This is a genomic window from Mycobacterium leprae TN, from assembly GCF_000195855.1.
Taxonomy (GTDB): domain Bacteria; phylum Actinomycetota; class Actinomycetes; order Mycobacteriales; family Mycobacteriaceae; genus Mycobacterium; species Mycobacterium leprae.
In genome coordinates this window covers 2010253-2029386 of sequence record NC_002677.1, presented here as the reverse complement: position 1 = coordinate 2029386, position 19134 = coordinate 2010253, and the positions used below count along the sequence as shown (strand labels likewise).

The following is a 19134-nucleotide window of genomic DNA, read 5'->3' as shown; positions in this document are numbered from 1 at the left end:
GGGCTGAGGGTTTACCGTGTCCATTAGTCGGTTCAAAAACGAGGACCACTGACTTCGGAGGATTTGGATGAACAAAGCAGAGCTCATTGACGTGCTGACACAGAAATTGGGCTCGGACCGTCGGCAGGCGACCGCTGCCGTCGAGAATGTCGTTGACACCATTGTGCGTGCTGTACACAAGGGCGACAGCGTCACCATTACCGGGTTCGGTGTGTTCGAGCAGCGTCGCCGGGCTGCGCGCGTGGCTCGTAACCCCCGTACCGGCGAAACGGTGAAGGTGAAGCCGACGTCCGTCCCGGCGTTTCGTCCGGGTGCGCAATTTAAAGCGGTTGTGGCTGGCGCACAGCGTCTCCCGTTGGAAGGTCCCGCTGTCAAGCGTGGTGTAGCGACCAGCGCTGCCAAGAAGGCAGCGATTAAGAAGGCTCCGGTTAAGAAGGCGCTGGCCAAGAAGGCGGCGACCAAGGCTCCGGCCAAGAAGGCCGTGAAGGCGCCCGCCAAGAAAATCACCACGGCCGTGAAAGTTCCGGCTAAAAAGGCGACAAAAGTGGTCAAGAAGGTCGCCGCCAAGGCTCCGGTACGCAAGGCCACGACCAGGGCGCTGGCCAAGAAGGCAGCGGTGAAGAAGGCTCCTGCCAAGAAGGTTACCGCAGCTAAGCGGGGTCGCAAGTAAAGAAAATAGACAGTCTAACGCAGATACCTTTCGGTAGGCGTTACTTTCACCCGGAGGGTATCTGCGTGTTAGGGCTGTACGTTGGCTGCGAGCGTGCTGCCGACGTGGTCGACAGCCACTAGCTGACCGGCTAATAGTGACAGCACCCAAGTACTGCCCTTGTAATTGTGCGATTTTTTGGGGCGCACTCCATCGCGTTCGCACCACCACGCGATCAGGTCTGGAATTATCTTGCCCTGCAAGCAGATCACCGGTGTTCCTGACTGCGCCGCGATCCGCAACACTCGGTGTAGGCCACGTTTGGGGTTTTTGGCGAAGGCCTCCTTGGTCAAACTGGGCTCGTTGTGGATCGGCACACCTAGTTCTGCGGCGAGCGGTTCTACTGTCTGATGACAGTGTAACTGGTCGGCCGCATACACATCGGTGGCACCAAAAGCCAGCAGCTGTCCAATCAATGCCTCCGCTTGTGCGCGACCCTGTTTGTCCAAAGGTCGTTTGGTGTCATCCTCCGATAAGCGTGACTTCCGGCCGGCGGTTCCGTGCCGGACGATCAACACGGTCCGCGTATAAGCTGGTTGTTTAGCGAACTGGCGCAGGACTTTTCGATCCTGCACGTAATCAAGTTTTTTCATTGCGTCGACAACCGGCAGCCAGAGCAGCTCGTCGACCTCGCTGCCCGGGACAAATTGTCCCTCAATGCTGCGAGCTGCCCAGTAGTACACCTTCTTGACGTGTTGACCGATTGGGTAATTCACCACGACGAGCCGCGCGCCAAGGGTAGCGTGATGGCCTGTCTCCTCGAACACTTCGCGCACGGCCGCCATCGGAGCGGTCTCACCGGGGTCAACTTTGCCCTTGGACAGTGACCAGTCATCGTAACGGGGACGATGGATCACGGCAATCTCGACGGCCGGGTCGGAATTGCCTGGTCGCCACAACACCGCCCCCGCAGCGTACACGATTTGACTCTTTGGCCATTGACAGGACGAGTTCCAGATCGCCACCATTAACATCCTTGCAGGTCAATTGAGTCAGGGTAGCTCACACATTGTGGATGTGGCCGAAAAGATCATCACACAGCGTCAGCGGCTGCGGTGCCGTTCCATCAACGATTCTTGGTGGTCGCGCACCTGCTGGCCTTTCTGCGGCGAAGCGGTCCACTGCCCGTCGGGTCGCAGTTCCCAACACCGGGTGAACGGGTCCAGCGCGGACTTCAACAACTCATCTAGCTGCGCGGTCAGCCTCGAGTCTTTAACTTGCGCCAGCACCTCGACTCGTCGATCTAGGTTGCGGTGCATCATGTCGGCGCTTCCGATCCAGAACTCATCGATGGCTCGGAAATGGATGATCCGTGAATGCTCGAGGAAACGGCCGAGAATCGAGCGGACGAAAATGTTTTCCGAAAAACCTTCGGTGCCTGGGCGTAGTGCGCAGATGCCGCGCACCACCACCTCGACCCGCACGCCTGCCTGTGACGCGCGATACAGCGCATCGATAACTTGTTCGTCGACCAGAGCGTTCATCTTGAGTCGGATCAGGCCCTTACCGGTTTGGGGGCCGGATTCGCGATGGGCGGCCACCTCGCGCTCGACCCGCTCGATAATGCCTCGGCGAATTCCATACGGTGCCACCAGAAGGTTGCGGTAAGCCAGCTTACGCGAGTAGCCGGTAAGCGAGTTGAACAAGTCAGTCAAGTCGGCGCCGATATCGGGTGCTGCGGTCAACAGACCGACATCTTCGTACAGTCGAGCGGTCTTGCTGTTGTAGTTGCCGGTTCCGATATGGCAGTACCGCCGGATCGTCGGGCCCTCACGGCGCACCACGAGGCAGGTCTTGCAGTGTGTCTTGAGCCCAACGATCCCGTACACCACATGCACGCCTGCGTGTTCCAGCGCGCGCGCCCACCGGATGTTGGCCTGCTCGTCAAAGCGAGCCTTGATTTCGACCAGTGCCACCACTTGCTTTCCTGCCTCGGCAGCTTCGATGAGCGCCAGCACGATCGGTGAATCACCGGAGGTGCGGTACAGCGTTTGTTTGATCGCCAGCACATCGGGGTCGGCGGTGGCCTGTTCAATGAATCTCTGCACGCTGGTGGCAAACGAGTGATAGGGATGGTGCACCAGAACATCGCCTTCGCGCAGCGTCGCGAAGATGCTCTTGGGAGTTTCCCGTTCGGCGAAAGCGGGATGAGTGTCGGGAATGAATGCGCGGTCTTTGAGTGCGGGTCGGTCCAGCCCGTAAATTTGCCACAACGACGACAGGTCAAGCAGCCCGGGCACTTCGATGACGTCGCTGGGATGCACGTCGAGTTCCCGCAACAGCAGTTCCAGCATGCTCTCGGTCATGTCGTCGGCGATCTCGAGTCGCACCGGCGAACCGAACCGTCGACGCGCCAATTCTCGTTCCAGCGCCTGTAGTAGGTCTTCGTCACGGTCTTCTTCAACCTCGAAGTCAGCGTTGCGGGTAATGCGGAATGCATGATGCTCGACGATTTCCGTGCCAGGGAAGAGCACCGGAAGGAATGCCGCGATCAGCTCCTCCATGGGCAGGAACCGGTGAATGAGCTGACCTTCATCTCCGGCAGAGGTATCTCTGACCGCCCCGCGGTTAGCGAGTTCTACGAATCGATCGACGTTGTTAGGCACTTTGACCCGGGCGAAATGCTGGGTACCGTCTTCGGGTTGCTTGACGGTGACAGCCAGGTTCAGACTTAACCCGCTGACAAACGGAAACGGGTGGGCGGGATCGACAGCCAGTGGTGTCAGGACGGGGAAGACCTGCTCGTTGAAATAGGTCGATAACTGGTCACGTTCGGCCTGATCTAAATCCGTCCACGTGACAATGTAGATACCCTCCTCACCGAGTGCGGGTAACACCGAATCGAGGAACACCCGCGCGTGCCGGCTGGCGATCCATTGGGTCTGCTCGCCTATGCGGCTCAGTTGCTCACGTGGGGTGAGACCGTCAGCAGAGCGCACCGACAAGTCCATCTCGTCGCGGCGCTTGAGGCCGGCGACTCGAACCATGTAGAACTCGTCGAGATTGGATGCGAAGATAGCCAGAAACTTGGCTCGCTCCAACAAAGGCAACGAGTTATCGGCGGCTAGTGCGAGCACACGCGCATTGAAATCCAGCCAACTTGATTCCCGGTTGAGGTAGCGGTCGTCGGGCAGCTGGTCCTGACTCGCAGAGGTGGTCGCCGCGGGCGGTGCTGCGAGGGCGGAGTTGTCTGAATGCCATATATTCTCTTCGGTACGGGCCTCAGCTTCGATGTCGGTCACCAAAAGATCATTGCTCATCATCCGATGGTGCTGCTATCACGCTGTGGCCATTCATTCCGCGTTGGTGTGCTGTTTACCATTTGGGATCCTGTAGCTGGTTGGGGCTAAAGATGTGCGACCACCCGCGTGGTGGCGGCTCCGATGCCCAGACGGCGTGCGGCGGCCAGATCGGCAGGCGTGTCGACGTCGCATCGCAGGCCAGGCCAGGGTCCCGTAAGCTCGATCGCGCCTGAACGGCGATGTTGCGCGGATGAATCTGGACCGAACTGCGGGTTGAGTGCGGTTCCGAACGTGCAGAGCGCTGCGGTTCCGCTACCCAGTCGATCAGCGACGAAGCTGCGCTGATGGTGTCGGGCGGCAGCGATTGCCTCGGACAATTCCTGTGTCTGTAAGGCAGGCAAATCTCCTTGCAGTACAACGATATTGGAGAATGATCCAGCTATCGCGTGTTCCGCAGCGGCAATGGCGTTATTCAGTGGATCACCATGACCATCGGGTGTTGGATCGGCCAGAATCTCGGCTCCGAATTCGGCCGCTGCCGCGGCAGCGGCCTCATCGGGCGTGATGACGGTGATTGAACGTAGTGCTGAAACGGGTGCCGCTGCGGTCAGGGTGTCTACCAACATGGCCAACACCACATTCTCTCGTGTCCGAGTCGAGAAGACCGGTCCTAGCCTGGTCTTGGCGGCGGCCAGCCGCTTAACGGCGATGATCAAGCCGACATCAGCTGTGCCTCCAGCCCGTGTGCCACTCATGAGGTCATCCTGCCAGCGTTGGTCGCTGCATTCCCTGCAAGTGTCACGAGAGCTCGACCGTGGCAGTCGATTTGCGCGCTAGAGTGTTGTGTCGTGGTATGACTGGCGATTCCCAAGTCTAACTTGGGTATCGGCACTGCAGTCTCGACGACCAACCCAGCAGCCGACTGTATGCCCGAAGCGGCGGCCGAATCTGCCAGCTCGATATTAGACTTCGATTGGAACAGGAAGTGTCACAATACACTTCCGTGTTGATCGACAGGAGCGTGACGCTGGTCTTCATAGGGATCGGCGACGCCCCTACCAGCAAAATCTTAGTTTCACGGATTTGCTATAACGCACCTAAAGTCTGACCGCTGGAAATATGAGGCCGACATCGACCAAGCTGCCTGATCCACGTATCACCGATACGACTTACCGATAGAGTAACGACCGCAGCCCAGCGCCACGTTAGCGCGTGATCGTGACTAGCGTGACGATAGCCCGTGTTGGTCTGTGCCGTACCTGCTGCAGATGCCGCTTTAAACAACTACGGGGGTGGTGGAGATGGCCGGCATAGTGGTCCGTTCAGAGAGTGCTGTCGCGGTGATGGGCGCTGGTGCATGGGGCACTGCACTGGCCAAGGTGCTTATCGATGCCGGCGGACCGGAGGCCGGAGTCGTATTGTGGGCTCGGCGACCGGATGTCGCTGAGCGGATCAATACCACCCGATGTAACCGCGCCTATCTACCGGGAACACTGCTTCCGCCAGGTATCCGCGCTACCGCCGATCCAGCAGATGCGCTGCGCGGTGCGTCGACGGTGCTATTGGGGGTGCCGGCGCAGCGGATGCGGGCCAACCTCGAGCGGTGGGGTGGTTTGGTGGCCGACGGCGCGACCCTGGTGAGTCTGGCAAAAGGCATCGAGCTGGGCACGCTGATGCGGATGAGTCAGGTCATTGTCTCGGTAACTGGCGTGGACCCGGCGCAGGTCGCGGTGCTTTCGGGACCCAACCTGGCTAGCGAGATTGCTCAATGCCAGCCCGCAGCCACCGTCATCGCGTGCAGCGACTTGGGCCGAGCCGTCGCTTTGCAGCGCATGCTAAGCAGTGGCTACTTTCGGCCGTACACCAACAGCGATGTCGTCGGCACCGAGATCGGCGGGGTATGCAAGAACGTCATAGCGCTGGCGTGCGGGATGGCTGCGGGTGTCGGGTTCGGCGAAAACACCGCGGCGACGATCATTACTCGGGGCCTGGCGGAGATCATCCGGCTGGGGATGGCGCTAGGCGCCCAGGTTACTACGTTGGCCGGTCTGGCGGGGGTAGGTGATTTGGTGGCCACCTGCACATCGCCGCATTCGCGTAACCGGTCACTCGGCGAACGCTTGGGCCGGGGCGAGATCATGCAGTCGATCTTGCACGGTATGGATGGTTCCGATGGCGGAGACGGCTACGTCGTCGAGGGTGTGACGTCGTGCGCGTCGGTACTCGCGCTAGCGTCCAGTTATGACGTCGAGATGCCGCTAACTGACGCCGTCCACCGAGTTTGTCACAAGGGACTCTCGGTCGAGAAGGCGATGGCTCTGCTGTTGGGCCGCAGTACTAAGTCTGAGTAACCACGCCGGAATGTGACGGGGCCCGCCCAGGTGGACCGTGAGTAGCCTAGAAGGCCTAGTTCAGAGTTTTAGCTGCTCTTGGAGCTGCTTGACCGGTAGCCTCTTTAGGCTGTGAATGTCTACCAGCGGCCCTTGATGCCTTGGCTGCCATCCGGCGGCCGTGTGCGCGTTGCCGTCGTATTCGGCGGGCGCAGTAACGAACACGCCGTCTCCTGTCTGTCTGCCGGCAGCATCTTGCGCAATCTGGATCGACAGCGGTTTGACGTGGTCGCGGTTGGTATCACTCCGGAAGGGACGTGGATGCTCACCGATCCCAACCCGGATGCGCTGGCGATTGCCAATAGACAGCTTCCCGCTGTGAGCTGCGAATCGGGAATCGAGTTGACGCTGCCGGCCGATCCACGGCGCAGCGGTCAACTGGTGTCACTTTCACACGGCGCCGGCCTTGGGGCCGGAGAGGTCCTGACGTCGGTCGATGTGGTATTCCCGGTGTTACATGGTCCATATGGCGAGGACGGCACCATCCAGGGGCTGCTGGAACTCGCTCGTGTGCCCTACGTCGGAGCTGGTGTTCTGGCCAGCGCCGCCGGCATGGACAAGGAATTCACTAAGAAGCTCTTCGCTGCGGAGGGACTGCCGTTGAGCGCGTACACGGTGTTGCGTCCGTTGCGGCCAACGCTGCATCGGCAGGAGTGTGAGCGGTTGAGTTTACCGGTATTCGTTAAACCCGCACGCGGTGGCTCGTCTATCGGTATCAGCCGGGTGTCGAGCTGGGGTCAACTGCCCTCCGCGATTGCCTACGCTCGCCGGCACGATCCGAAGGTGATTGTCGAGGCGGCGGTTAACGGCCGCGAACTGGAGTGCGGCGTGCTCGAAATGCCGGATGGCACTGTGGCAGCCAGCGCGGTGGGGGAAATTCGGGTAGCCGGGGTGAGCGGAAGCGAGGATTCGTTCTACGACTTCACCACCAAATATCTCGACGACGCAGCCGAGTTAGATGTGCCCGCCAAGGTGGACGATGACGTTGCTGACGAGGTGCGCCAGCTCGCGATTCAGGCGTTTCGGGCTATCGACTGCCAGGGCCTGGCACGAGTTGACTTTTTCCTAACCGACGACGGGCCGGTGATCAATGAGATCAACACGATGCCGGGGTTCACCATGACCTCGATGTACCCAAAGCTGTGGGCGGTCAGTAGCGTGGACTACCCGACGTTGCTAGCGACCATGGTGGATACGGCATTGGCTCGGGGTGTGGGTATGCGTTAGCATGCTCGCTAGTGAGACTGAGCCGGGCTGATCGGGATGGCCGCCAAGGTCCGGTCGATCACGTCGGAGAGTTCTTGGATGGGTGTCGGTCCCGATCCAGATGGCAGTGTCAATGCGACATACACTGGTCGGTCTACTGTGTACCAGGTGGATCTGCCGGCATCAATGGCGGGTTTTGGTTTGGCGTCCACCTCAAACCACTGCACTTGATCGACGGCTTGGATTGGGGAACCCACAACGAATTCGGCTGGGCCGTCGAGTCCGCAGCGCAGCACCACTGGCTCGGTGTCTGAGCCGGTTCGCCAGGCGGCTACGGCGTCGGGCGCTGGTTGCGCGACAGGTGCACGCTCATAGTCGCCGAGCCGCTGAGGCAGTGCTTGCGTCAGCGATCGGCATGCGGCAGTGGTGGCCTGCGGGGCTGGGACGGCAGTAATGACAACTGGCTGTGGTGGCTCGTGGAGGGTTGCTGCGAGGACCAAGATTGTGCCGATCGTTGCTGCTGTCAGCACCACTGCGGCGATAATCACGGTGCGTGGTGGCCCGCCTGCGTCGACAGCAGAACCAGCGTCGGAGTTGCTCGTCACCTGCCCAGCCACCTCCATGACTGATTCCTTCCTGTTGTGCTGATTGTCGGGCCGTGTACCGTACGCATCCGGCTCTACACTGGCGGCGGTCCGCTCGTGCGGGTCGGCAGAGATTTAACTTATCGCAGTTCGGGCGATCGTTCGGCTGGCCTCAGAGGTCCGGGACACGCCGGAGGAAGTGACGTGTGCAACCATGAATGTGGGGCGTTAGGGGAGTCTGTAACGCTTGAGCAGCTCGGTGAGTTCGCGGTAATCGACCGGCTGGTGCGAGGCCGCAGGCAGCCGGCTGTGGTCGCACTCGGGCCCGGCGATGATGCAGCGGTGGTGACTGCCAGCGACGGTCGCATCGTGGTATCAACAGATGTGTTGGTGCAGGATCGCCATTTCCGGCTGGACTGGTCAACACCGCACGATGTCGGCCGTAAGGCAATCGCGCAGAACGCGGCCGACATAGAGGCGATGGGGGCGCGGGCCACCACATTCGTTGTGGGTTTGGGAGCGCCTGGTGATACGCCGGTGGCGCAGGTGGACGCGTTGGTCGATGGGCTGTGGGACGAGGCCGGGCGCATTGGTGCCGGCATCGTCGGCGGCGATTTAGTTAGCTGTCCTCAATGGGTGCTCTCCGTTACCGTGTTGGGCGATCTTGACGGCCGCGCACCAGTATTGCGGTCTGGGGCTAAAAACGGCTCCATGGTTGCTGTCGCTGGCGCCCTGGGTCGCTCGGCTGCCGGTTATGCCCTGTGGCATAAAGGGATTGACGGATTCGATGATCTGCGGCGCCGTCATCTGGTGCCTGAGCCGCCATATGGTAAGGGGGTTGCTGCTGCGGCTTGCGGGGCTCAAGCAATGATCGACGTCTCCGACGGTCTGATCGCCGACCTGCGTCACGTCGCGCGGGCATCCGGGGTGTCGATTGACCTATCCACCGCGGCGCTGGCTGCAGACCACGCCGCGCTGATTGCAGCCGCGACCGCGGTGGGCGGTGATCCGTGGCCGTGGGTGCTGGGTGGCGGTGAAGACCACGCCCTGGTGGCCTGTTTCGCCGGTACGGCACTGTCTGGCTGGCGCATCATCGGGCGGGTATTCGACGGGCCTGCCAGGGTGCTTGTCGATGGGCAGGAGTGGCGGGGACATGCGGGTTGGCAATCCTTTGGAGGTTAGGGTGTCGCGGTGACCGTCTACGCTATTGCCGCGCTGAAGTTCACCGACCGGCAATCACCTGAATACCGGAAAATCGTGAAGGACCTGCTGGTGCTGTGTGCGCAGGGGCTGGGATGACCGCACGTCCGTTGAGTGAACTTGTCGAGCAAGGGTGGGCGGCCGCGCTAGAGCCGGTCGTCGACCAGGTAGCTGAGATGGGTCGATTTCTGCGGGCCGAGATCGCTGCCGGGCGCAGGTATCTACCTGCCGGGCATAGTGTTTTGCGCGCCTTTACTTATCCGTTCGACAACGTGCGCGTTTTGATCGTTGGGCAAGATCCGTATCCGACACCGGGACATGCTGTGGGCCTGAGTTTTTCGGTGGCCCCCGATGTGCGTCCGCTGCCCCGCAGTCTTGCCAACGTCTTCGACGAGTACACTGCGGACCTAGGCTATCCTTTGCCTGTGTGTGGCGATCTGACACCTTGGGCGCAGCGTGGTGTGCTGCTGTTAAACAGGGTGCTCACGGTGCGCCCTAGTAACCCGGCGTCTCATCGGGGCAAGGGCTGGGAAGTGATCACGGAGTGTGCGATCCGCGCGCTGGCTGCGCGGTCAGAACCGATGGTGGCGATTTTGTGGGGTCGCGATGCTGCCACGCTGAAGCCGCTGCTGACTGTCGATAACTGTGTGGTGATCGAGTCGCCGCACCCTTCGCCGCTGTCGGCATCTCGCGGGTTCTTCGGCTCGCGCCCGTTCAGCCGTACCAACGAGATACTCGTCGGGATGGGTGCTGGGCCCATCAATTGGCGCCTACCCTGACCGACATGACAGCTCGGACAAGATCGAGGCCAGCCTGCGACACTTGCCGCGTTCGTCGGAAGCTGCCGGTGACCGGGCCGGCCGCGGACAAGACCGTTCATCGTCGTCCCGTATTGACCTGACCGTTGCGTCGCTGTGTGCGCGCCGACCTCGGCGCTGGGGCGCTGGCGCAACAGTCAGCCGCGGGTAACCTTGCCGGCCTTAATGCAGGAGGTGCAGACTTTGAGCTGTTGCTTGTTGCCGCCGGGACGCGTCACCATGTGCACAGTTTGCACATTGGGATCCCACCGGCGGCTGGTGCGGCGGTGGGAGTGTGATACCGACTTGCCGAAGCCGGGACCTTTCCCGCAGATATCGCACACAGCGGCCATTCTGAATGCTCCTCAACTCTTCTGCTGGAATCCGGCAACTGACATATTTGGGAGCCAGGGCAGCCTAGACTGACCCAAGCGCCAGCTCAGGATAGCGACTGTTGTGGGCAACCACCAAAAACGGTCAACAGCTGCTGGATGACGGTCACGGTCTGTATGGTCCATCCTCGTTAGCTACTAGTCCCAATGATTCGGTTCGCCCCCCCGCGGGTATGTGGTGTGAAGGAGGTGGGTCACACTGAGCGCCTGTTTATAGTTCACAGGATAGCCTGCTGGACGCGTCGGCATTACGATATGGGGCGCACGTTGTCATCGGCGATTTTATCGCCCACATCGACGAGACAACCGGCTCAATGTGTTCCCGGTCGCTGGCTCCGATATTGGCCGCCAACATGTTCTTCGCCAGGCGTTCCACACTGGCTGAGGTTAGTGCGAGAGCCGACGTGCAGGGGGCTGCCTAGGACCCACGTTGCTCGGGTTACGGCAGCTCTGTCAGAAGGCGCCCTAAACGGTCGCCCACGGCAACTCCGGCGTGCTCCTGTCCCAGATTGTGTGTGCCATAGCCGACTTAACCGCAAGTGCGGTCTCCCAGTACGGCGGTGAACTGTCCGATATCGATGTCAGACTGTTCCGGGCCGGGTTGCAATGTGGTGTTGAGCTGGTCATCAACTCCACGGGTGGTGCGGAGATCTCAAGGGCCATAGTTTCGGTTTTGCGGGCTGCCGCGGATGCCGTCGAGCAGTGCGCCCCCCGCGGGGAAGGGTATGGTGTTGGCGATAATCACCGTCGGTGACGCGACCGTTGTCGCGCTAGAGAAGACTTTCGAGCAGCTTGATGTGCTTGCTGATGCCGGTGCGGTGGATGCTGGCGGACGGGGTCTGCTGGTCCTATTGAACACACTGCGCTTGCCCCTCACCGGGGTGCCGGCGTGCACAGTGTACGAGCTTTCGCCGTGCGCGGTGTCGTCCGATGAAAAAGATGATGTCACCGGACGCCGGGCACCGCAATTCTAGGTAATGTACCTGCCGGATGAGTGTTATGTGTACGAGGTGGATACGCTTCGGGATCGGCTCGGGGGAATCGGTAGCCATTGTGGCGACGCACGGCAGTTACTCGGTGCACGTACACACTGACGATGCCGGCGCCGCTATCGAAGTAGGATTGGTAGCAGGACGACTCAGCCGGATCGTGGTCTCGCCGTTGGACTCCGACTCTGGCGCCGCCGGATTATCGGTGGGCAGCTGGACGCGGGAACGGGCGGTGCTGGCCGGTTGTTGTTGATGGCGACTGTGCTGCCGAGTTGTTCGCCGGTGCAGGGGTCTGCGTGCTGCACCCGTGGCCCGATGCTGTCGATCCGGCCATGGATATCAGTGCCCACCAGCTGATGCGGGCTGTAGTGGATACCGGCGCCGCTCAGGTGATGCTGATGCTCAACAGCTATTTAGATCGCCGAGGAGCTCGTCGCAGGTCGCACTGCGGCGGCTATTGGCTGGGGCATCGACGTGGTGTCGATACCGACCGGGTCGATGGTGCAAGGCCTGGCCGTGCTGGTTGTCCATGATACGGGTCGTCAAGCAGTCAACGACGGCTACACCATGGCCCGTGCCTCCGGTGCTGCTCGGCACGGATCGGCACGCGTCACGACCGAGAGCGCGTTGGCCTGGGCAGGTTACTGTCGACCTGGTTATCGTCTGGGCATCGTCGGCGACGTGGTATTGGTCGTGGCTGCTGATGCGGTGAGAGCAGCGATCGGTCTGCTTGATCTTTTGCTGGCCTCAGGTGGTGAACTGGTAACTGTGTTGCTAGGGGCAGGTATCGACACAGCAGTTAACGCCGCCACGTTGAACGACATCCTGCAACAGTACGGGCACAACAACCATCCGGAGACTGAGTTGGTGACTTACCGCTGCGGGCATCGTGGTGATGCGTTGCTGATCGGAGTCGAGTAGCTATGGTGTCACTATCCGATCGGCTCGACTACATCGTGGGCGCCAAGGCTGCCGATTCCCTCGACGAAGTGTTTGGTATTCGCACTGTCGACGACCTGCTACGCCATTACCCACGCAGTTACACTAAGGGTGCGACTGTGCGGGGCGCCCAAGACGAGCGGCCGGAAGCAGGTGAACACATCACCATCGTCGACGTCATCACAGAGGCGGTGACGTTACCGATGAAGAAGGACTCGAAAAAGAAGTATCTACGTCTCACGGTCGGCTCTGGACGCAACAAGGTGATCGCTACGTTTTTTAATGCGGGCTATATCAGTAAGGGGCTAACCAAAGATACCCGGGTGATGCTCTCTGGGGAGGTTGGATTTTTTCGGGGCGTTATGCAGCTGACGCACCCCGCGTTTCTCATTCTCGACTCGCCGGACGGACGCAACCGCGGCAGTAGCTCGCTGCGCCGCATCGCCGATGCTTCACAGGCTGTCAGTGGCGAAGTGCTGATGTCGGCGTTCGAACGTCGATTCTTTCCGATCTATCCGGCCAGCACCAAACTGCAGAGCTGGGATATCTACGCCTGCGTGCGTCAGGTGCTTGAGGTCCTCGATCCGGTGGCCGATCCGTTGCCCGCGGATCTGCGCGCCAAGCATGGCCTGGTCTCCGAAGATGAGGCACTGCGCGCCATCCATCTCGCTGAAAGCGAGTCGGACCGTCGGCGTGCGCGGGAGCGGCTAACCTTCGACGAAGCGGTCGGCTTGCAGTGGGCGTTGGTAACCCGAAGGCATGGTGAACTGTCGGAATCGGGACCGTCGGCGCCGCCGCGGTCTGACGGTCTGATGGCAGAACTGATGCGGCGGTTGCCGTTCGAGCTTACGGAGGGACAGCGTGAGGTGCGTGACGTGCTGTCCGATGGGCTAGCGGCTACCCGTCCGTTGAACCGCCTGCTGCAAGGTGAAGTCGGGTCGGGCAAGACCATCGTCGCGGTATTGGCAATGTTGCAGATGATTGATGCTGGCTACCAATGCGTGTTGCTGGCTCCTACGGAAGTTCTTGCTGCACAACATCTACTGTCGATCCGTGACGTTCTCGGCCCGTTGGGGATGGGGTGTCAGCTGGGCGGGGCGGAAAATGCCACCCAGGTGGCTCTGCTGACCGGCTCGATGACGATGGCCCAGAAGAAAAAGGTTCGCGCCGACATTTTCAGCGGCCAGACTGGCATCGTCATCGGCACGCACGCGCTGCTGCAGGACGCGATTGAATTCCACAACCTAGGCATGGTAGTAGTCGACGAACAACACCGTTTCGGTGTCGAGCAGCGAGATCAATTGCGTACCAAGGCCCGCACTGGCATCATGCCACATCTGTTGGTGATGACGGCGACGCCAATCCCGCGTACTGTCGCACTTACCGTCTATGGCGACTTGGAGATGTCGACACTGCGCGAACTGCCGCGCGGACGTCAGCCGATAACCAGCAACGTCATCTTCGTCAAGGACAAGCCAGGGTGGCTGGACCGGGCTTGGCAGCGCATCCTCGAGGAAGTCGCCGCGGGCCGCCAAGCGTATGTGGTGGCGCCCCGGATTGACGAGACCGAAGATCCGCAGAAAGGGGGGCAAAACAGCAGACCATCGGAAACCGCGGACGGTCTCTACGCACGATTGCGTTCTGGTGAGCTGGCTAACGTGCGGCTGGCGCTTATGCACGGTCGGTTGTCCGCTGACGAGAAGGACGCTGCGATGATGGCTTTCCGTGCAGGCGAAATCGATGTGCTGGTGTGTACCAACGTCATTGAGGTAGGCGTAGATGTACCTAACGCCACCATCATGCTGGTGATGGACGCCGATCGGTTTGGAATAAGCCAGTTGCATCAGCTGCGTGGCCGCATCGGTCGCGGCACGCATCCGAGCCTGTGTTTGTTGGCCAGCTGGGTCTCACCGGGCTCCCCGGCCGGGCGCAGGCTATGTGCCGTCGCCGAGACCATGGACGGGTTCGCACTCGCCGATCTCGACCTCAAGGAGCGTCGGGAAGGAGATGTTCTGGGCCGCAACCAATCCGGAAAGGCAATTACCCTGCGGATGCTGTCATTGGCCGAGCATCAGGTGTTCATTGAGGCCGCAAGGGATTTCTGCACGCGTGCCTACGAGTATCCGCACCTCGGATTAGCCCCGCATCCGGGATTGGCAGATTTGGCAGCACGATTCATTGACACCGACCGTATAGAATACTTAGGCAAGTCATGACGTCCAGTGACGATGCAGTGGGTGAAACCCTTCACAAGTGGGAAGTACCCCCCATCTGCTTGTGGCGGAGCGCGGAGCTGGTGAATAGCTAAAGTGCTGCTGTGGTTGTCGGTTGTTGTGGTGTGCGCGGTAATAGTTGCCTATCAGACGTTGGGAGCATCTTCAGTCAGGCACGTTGATGAATTTGCCGCGAGCACTGACATGCCGAGGTGGCAGCTGGGTACCGATGTGCTGGAGAATGTTGTTAGTGCTGCTGCGGCGCCTGCATCGCAGCGATTACCATCGGTCGGCGTTCGGTCACCTGTGGGACGACAACAACGATGCCTCTCTTGGGCACAATGGGTGTGACACCAGCGACGAAATCCTCACCCGCGATCTCGTCGACAAGGCGTTCGTGTGGATCAAGCGGTGTCCAAATGCGGTGGCTACCGGTACGCTGCATGATCCGTACACCAATCAGGCCATCGCCTTCCAACGCGGCCGCAAAGGTCAGCGAATCAGTGCAGATCGACCACATTGTCCTGCTCGCCTATGGTTGGACATGGGAGCCTACAGCTGGCCTGATCGACAGTGGTTGCGGTTTGCCAACGATCTGGCCAACTTGCTAGCTGTTGATGGCCAGGCCAATCCAGAAAAAGAGCGATTCGCCACCGGCCTGGTAGATGTCGTCGAACGCCGCGTTTACGTGCCAAATACGCCATGCAGTTCGTCGCGGTGCTATGCTGGTTACCAACTACCGGTAGACGAGGGTGTCGATGAGCGTACTACCTGTAAGTTGTAGTGACCTTGTCAGGTCGGGTAGCAGTTACGGGGCGAGATCAGCTGCCGGCGTAGGTTTCTGGATCTGGGCGCAACCGGGTGCCGTCGTGCAACTCATTCATTGCGTCCATGTGATTGACGGCCAATTCGAAATCGAAGACGTCGAAGTTGCTGGCAATGTGCTCGGCTTTGGCGGACCGGAAGACTACTGCATTACCCAGCTGCAAGTTCCACCGAAGCAGTACTTGTGCAGGTGTTTTGCCATATTCGGCGGCGATCGCGGTCAGGGTCGAATTGTCCATCAACCGGCCAAGAACCAATGGGGTGTAGGACTGGGTGATAACGTTGTGCTGTGCATTTGATTTGCGCATCTCGTCTTGGTTGAGCAGTGGGTGTAGCTCGATCTGGTTGACCGCTGGCGTGACAAAGGTGAGATCGATAATCGCCGATAAATGCTCCTCGGTGAAATTGCACACGCCGATCGAGCGGGCATGGCCTTCGCCACGGGATTGGATCATGCCTCCCCAGGCATCAACATACTGGCCCACTGGCGGGGCCGGCCAGTGAATCAGGTAGAGGTCGACGTAGTCCATGCCAAGTCGATCCAAGCTGGCGTTGCAGGCATCTTGGGACTTGGTGAAACCCTGGTCGGGGGTAGCCAACTTGGTGGTGACGAACAACTGGGCGCGGGGAATTCCGGAGGCGGCAATTGCGCGGCTGACTGCGGCTTCGTTGCCATAAGCTGCTGCGGTATCGATGAGCCGGCAGCCGATTTCCAGCGCTGCCAAAACCGCGCGCTCGGTCTCGTCCTCCGACAATTCCGCGACGCCAAGGCCGAGCAACGGCATAGTGTTCTCGTCGTTAAGGGTTATTGAGGGTATAGAGGTGCGGGGGGTGCTCGGCATCATTTCACCTGCCTGTGAAATCGAAGGTGCATGGGTTGCGTTCAAGCCGGGTTCGGTCATCGATCGAGGAGATCGATGCCATTTCCGCGGCGCTGAGTTTGAACTCGGACACGTCGAAGTTGCTCGCAATCCGTGAGGGGTTCACCTGCTTGGGAATCACGATATTACCGAGTTGCATGTGCCACCCAATCAACAACTGTGGCCGCTTTTCGGCCACGGCGGTGATCGTCTGGTGGACCAACAGCGACCCCTTGCTTAGTGGTGACCACGCATCGGTGGCGATCCTGCGGCGGGTGTGAATTTTGCGCAACTCTCGCTGTGGCAGCCGCGGATGCAGCTCGATCTGATAAACCACTGAAGCAATGCCGGTGGCATTGATCAGGAATACTGAGGTACTCGGGCTCGAAGTTGCTGACTCCGACGGACCGGATCCTGTTCTGGTCAGGTAGGCGGGCGGATGCCTTACAATCTTTTAAGGTAGCGATGAACTTGTTGAGCACCGACTGCGGTCAACGGCTCAGGTCGAGGTAGTCGAGCCCAGGCCGCTCCATGCTGGCGTCGAACGCTGTCAGTGTGCTGTCGTGGTCGGTATTCCATAACTGGGTCACCACGTACAGTTGGTTACGGGGTGCACCGGAATTCGGTCGATCGTTCGTCCGACTTCTCGCTCGTTCTGGTAGATCGTTGCGGTGTCGATGTGCCGATAACCGGTGCGTAGCGCGATGTAGACCGTCTATTCGGTGTCGGCCGGCGCGATCCGGGACACGCCGAGCCCGACGGCGGGGATCGAATTGCCGTTGTTCAGAGTTACAAGGTCTTTTTCGGGGATATGACCATAACTGTTAGAGTCTGCCAGGCGCAGTAGACCTTCATCTTGGCGCTAAACCGTAAACCAATGCGGTGGACAAGTCGCATGCAAGGCAAGAAGATCGCCACGGTTGGCGCCAAGGTTCTTCCGTGGATGCCGAGTGTAGTTAAGAGGGTGCTGTTGGTCGGGTGGTCATTATCGACGGAAACACACTTGCCCCCATGCTGCAGCTGATGCTGTTCAGCATATTTACCGACGGCTTGGTCGTCAACGACAACGTTGCCGCATCTCGCACTAAAATGCGCTAGGCCTCCTTTTGTGTTTGCCGGGCTCGCAGCTCCACGTCGAAGTAAACGACATTTCGTTGCCTGTGCCGGATGGTGAGATCTCGGCACGGTACTATCGCCCGGACAGTGGCGTGGCTGCCCCGTTTCTAGCCTCGGTGGTTGTACACTCGGCGATCTGGACACCTACGGACGCGCTGTGCCGGTTGACGTGCCGCGAGTTGACATCCACGTCTTGTCGATTGACTACCGACTGGCGACTGAGTATCCGGGTATCTGGCCCTGGCCGGGATCGAGGATGCCTTGAATAGGCGTATCAGCAACTCGGCGCCAGCTCCGGGTCGGTCGCGGTGGGCGGGGACAGCGCCGGCGGTAACCTGCCGTCTACGGTGTGCCAATTGGTCCGAGCTGCCGACGGCCCTGCTCCGGTGCTGCAGTGGCTGCTTTACCCGCGGACCGACTTCATCCGCTCGCACACACACATTACCCGGTCAATGACGCTGTTAGCCCGTGGTTTTTTGTTGACCAAGCGGGATAGGGATTTCATTTCAAGCGCAATACTTGAAGGACTGCGGTATCGAGCACGCTGATCTGCGGTTGTCGCCGTTGCAGGCCGAGTCGCTGGCCGGGCTGGCGCCGGCGCTGATCGCGGTAGTGGGATTCGCCCTATTGCGTGCGACCGAGGTGAGAGCTGCGCGCCGGTGCTGCGGGCCGACGAGACTACGGTGTACCTGCGTTCCTTCGGTTCGCTGTCGCGCGGCTTCGCCAATTTGTTTCCGCTCGGCGGCTGTGCAGCTGCGACGAGTGTGCTGATTTCGGCACTGCGTGCTCACCTGAGCCGGGTATAGTTACCCAATTCACCGTCGCCGGTACTCTAGAGACGCCGTCGCCCGATCGTGATCGGGCCAAATCGAGCACGTGAGGATCAGCGAACCTGTGGCCGATAACCGCAAACGTCTTCAGCGATTCGACCTAAAGTCGGTAGACGGCCGGTCTGGCCGGGCTGTCGTGATCGCCGGCACTGTGATTGTCGCGATCTTCGCGGTTGTCGTCGTCTTCGCCGTCATGAAATCGCAGCATGCCAAGCAAGATGGCGCGGCCCCGCTGACCGGCTCGGGTGACACGGTGCGGGTGACTTCGAGCAAGTTAGTCACCCAGCCCGGCACCCACGACCCCAAGGTCGTGATGTCTTTTTACGAGGACTTCCTGTGCCCGGGGTGCGGTGATTTCGAGCGGAATTTTGGGCCTACGGTGTCCAAGCTCATCGACATCGGTGCGATTGCGGCCGATTACTCCGTGGTGTCCATTCTTGACCACCCACGTAACCATAACTATCCGTCACGGGCAGGTGCGGCGTCCTTGTGCGTAGCCGATGAATCCATGGATGCTTACCGTCGGTTCCGTGCTGCGTTGTACAGTCGCAGCTTCCAACCCAGTGAACTTGCGAGCAGTTTCCCTGAGAATGCGAAGTTGATCGAAATCGCGCGGGAAGCCGGCGTGGTTGGGAAGGTCCCGGACTGTATTAACAGCGGGAAGTACCTGGCCAAGGTCACCGCAGAAGCAGCGCTCGCGAAGATCTCGGCAACCCCGACGATCAAGATCAACGGCGACGAATACGACCCGTTGACACCCGAAGCACTGGTGGCCAAGATTAAAGCAATCGTGGGCGCCGTCCCGGGCATCGACGTGGCTGTCACTGCTACGACAACGTAAC

Annotated in this window: 13 protein-coding genes and 4 pseudogenes; 10 read left to right on the top strand and 7 right to left on the bottom strand. The window is 60.2% G+C overall.

Annotation, left to right across the window (positions count from 1 at the left end; genetic code table 11):
- Positions 1–67: 67 nt before the first annotated feature.
- Positions 68–670, top strand: coding sequence for an HU family DNA-binding protein (locus tag ML_RS08565; protein ID WP_010908478.1), 603 nt, complete (start codon positions 68–70; stop codon positions 668–670).
- A 68-nt stretch (positions 671–738) separates the two neighbouring features.
- On the opposite strand, the gene mutT1 is transcribed toward ML_RS08565, so the two are convergent.
- From mutT1 to cofC, 3 genes are all read right to left on the bottom strand, one after another.
- Positions 739–1677 carry an 8-oxo-(d)GTP phosphatase MutT1 gene (mutT1, locus tag ML_RS08560; protein ID WP_041322901.1) on the bottom strand — a complete coding sequence of 313 codons (939 nt, stop codon included), beginning with the start codon at positions 1675–1677 and terminating at the stop codon, positions 739–741.
- A 75-nt stretch (positions 1678–1752) separates the two neighbouring features.
- On the bottom strand, positions 1753–3972 hold the full coding sequence (locus tag ML_RS08555; protein WP_010908476.1) for an RNA degradosome polyphosphate kinase: 2220 nt from the start codon (positions 3970–3972) through the stop codon (positions 1753–1755).
- 83 nt (positions 3973–4055) lie between these two features.
- Positions 4056–4706, bottom strand: a complete 651-nt coding sequence (cofC, locus tag ML_RS08550) for a 2-phospho-L-lactate guanylyltransferase (RefSeq protein WP_010908475.1) — start codon at positions 4704–4706, stop codon at positions 4056–4058.
- A gap of 546 nt (positions 4707–5252) precedes the next feature.
- Here cofC and ML_RS08545 point away from each other — a divergent pair.
- Positions 5253–6302: an NAD(P)H-dependent glycerol-3-phosphate dehydrogenase gene (locus ML_RS08545; RefSeq protein WP_041323875.1), complete on the top strand. Its 1050-nt coding sequence runs from the start codon at positions 5253–5255 to the stop codon at positions 6300–6302.
- Between the two features lie 135 nt (positions 6303–6437).
- Positions 6438–7568, top strand: coding sequence for a D-alanine--D-alanine ligase family protein (locus tag ML_RS08540; RefSeq protein WP_162618262.1), 1131 nt, complete (start codon positions 6438–6440; stop codon positions 7566–7568).
- Between the two features lie 8 nt (positions 7569–7576).
- Here ML_RS08540 and ML_RS08535 read toward each other — a convergent pair whose 3' ends face one another.
- Entirely contained in the window at positions 7577–8170 is a 594-nt protein-coding gene (locus ML_RS08535) for a DUF3515 domain-containing protein (protein WP_172591914.1), read from the bottom strand.
- Between the two features lie 165 nt (positions 8171–8335).
- Here ML_RS08535 and ML_RS08530 point away from each other — a divergent pair, with 165 nt between their 5' ends.
- Together ML_RS08530 and ML_RS08525 are read left to right on the top strand one after the other, a co-directional pair.
- Positions 8336–9313 carry a thiamine-phosphate kinase gene (locus ML_RS08530; RefSeq protein WP_010908471.1) on the top strand — a complete coding sequence of 326 codons (978 nt, stop codon included), beginning with the start codon at positions 8336–8338 and terminating at the stop codon, positions 9311–9313.
- A gap of 113 nt (positions 9314–9426) precedes the next feature.
- Positions 9427–10110 carry a uracil-DNA glycosylase gene (locus ML_RS08525; protein ID WP_010908470.1) on the top strand — a complete coding sequence of 228 codons (684 nt, stop codon included), beginning with the start codon at positions 9427–9429 and terminating at the stop codon, positions 10108–10110.
- A 176-nt stretch (positions 10111–10286) separates the two neighbouring features.
- On the opposite strand, the gene rpmB is transcribed toward ML_RS08525, so the two are convergent.
- Positions 10287–10481, bottom strand: a complete 195-nt coding sequence (gene rpmB / locus ML_RS08520; RefSeq protein ID WP_081439356.1) for a 50S ribosomal protein L28 — start codon at positions 10479–10481, stop codon at positions 10287–10289.
- 272 nt (positions 10482–10753) lie between these two features.
- Here rpmB and ML_RS08515 point away from each other — a divergent pair.
- The 3 genes and pseudogenes from ML_RS08515 to ML_RS08505 all read left to right on the top strand — a co-directional run bounded on the left by ML_RS08515 (position 10754) and on the right by ML_RS08505 (position 15445).
- Positions 10754–12430: pseudogene (locus tag ML_RS08515) on the top strand (DAK2 domain-containing protein).
- A gap of 2 nt (positions 12431–12432) precedes the next feature.
- Positions 12433–14664: an ATP-dependent DNA helicase RecG gene (recG, locus tag ML_RS08510; RefSeq protein ID WP_010908469.1), complete on the top strand. Its 2232-nt coding sequence runs from the start codon at positions 12433–12435 to the stop codon at positions 14662–14664.
- A gap of 84 nt (positions 14665–14748) precedes the next feature.
- Positions 14749–15445 (top strand): annotated as a pseudogene (locus tag ML_RS08505) (HNH endonuclease family protein).
- Positions 15446–15482: 37 nt separating this feature from the next.
- Here the strand turns inward: ML_RS08505 and ML_RS08500 are convergent.
- Complete coding sequence (locus ML_RS08500; RefSeq protein ID WP_010908468.1) at positions 15483–16331, bottom strand: aldo/keto reductase; 849 nt, start codon at positions 16329–16331, stop codon at positions 15483–15485.
- Between the two features lies 1 nt (position 16332).
- Positions 16333–17157, bottom strand: a pseudogene (locus tag ML_RS14360) (aldo/keto reductase).
- Between the two features lie 20 nt (positions 17158–17177).
- On the opposite strand from ML_RS14360, the pseudogene ML_RS19215 reads away from it, so the two are divergent.
- Together ML_RS19215 and ML_RS08485 are read left to right on the top strand one after the other, a co-directional pair.
- Positions 17178–18268, top strand: a pseudogene (locus ML_RS19215) (alpha/beta hydrolase fold domain-containing protein).
- An 88-nt stretch (positions 18269–18356) separates the two neighbouring features.
- Positions 18357–19133: a DsbA family protein gene (locus ML_RS08485; protein ID WP_041323874.1), complete on the top strand. Its 777-nt coding sequence runs from the start codon at positions 18357–18359 to the stop codon at positions 19131–19133.
- The last annotated feature ends 1 nt before the right edge of the window (position 19134 follow it).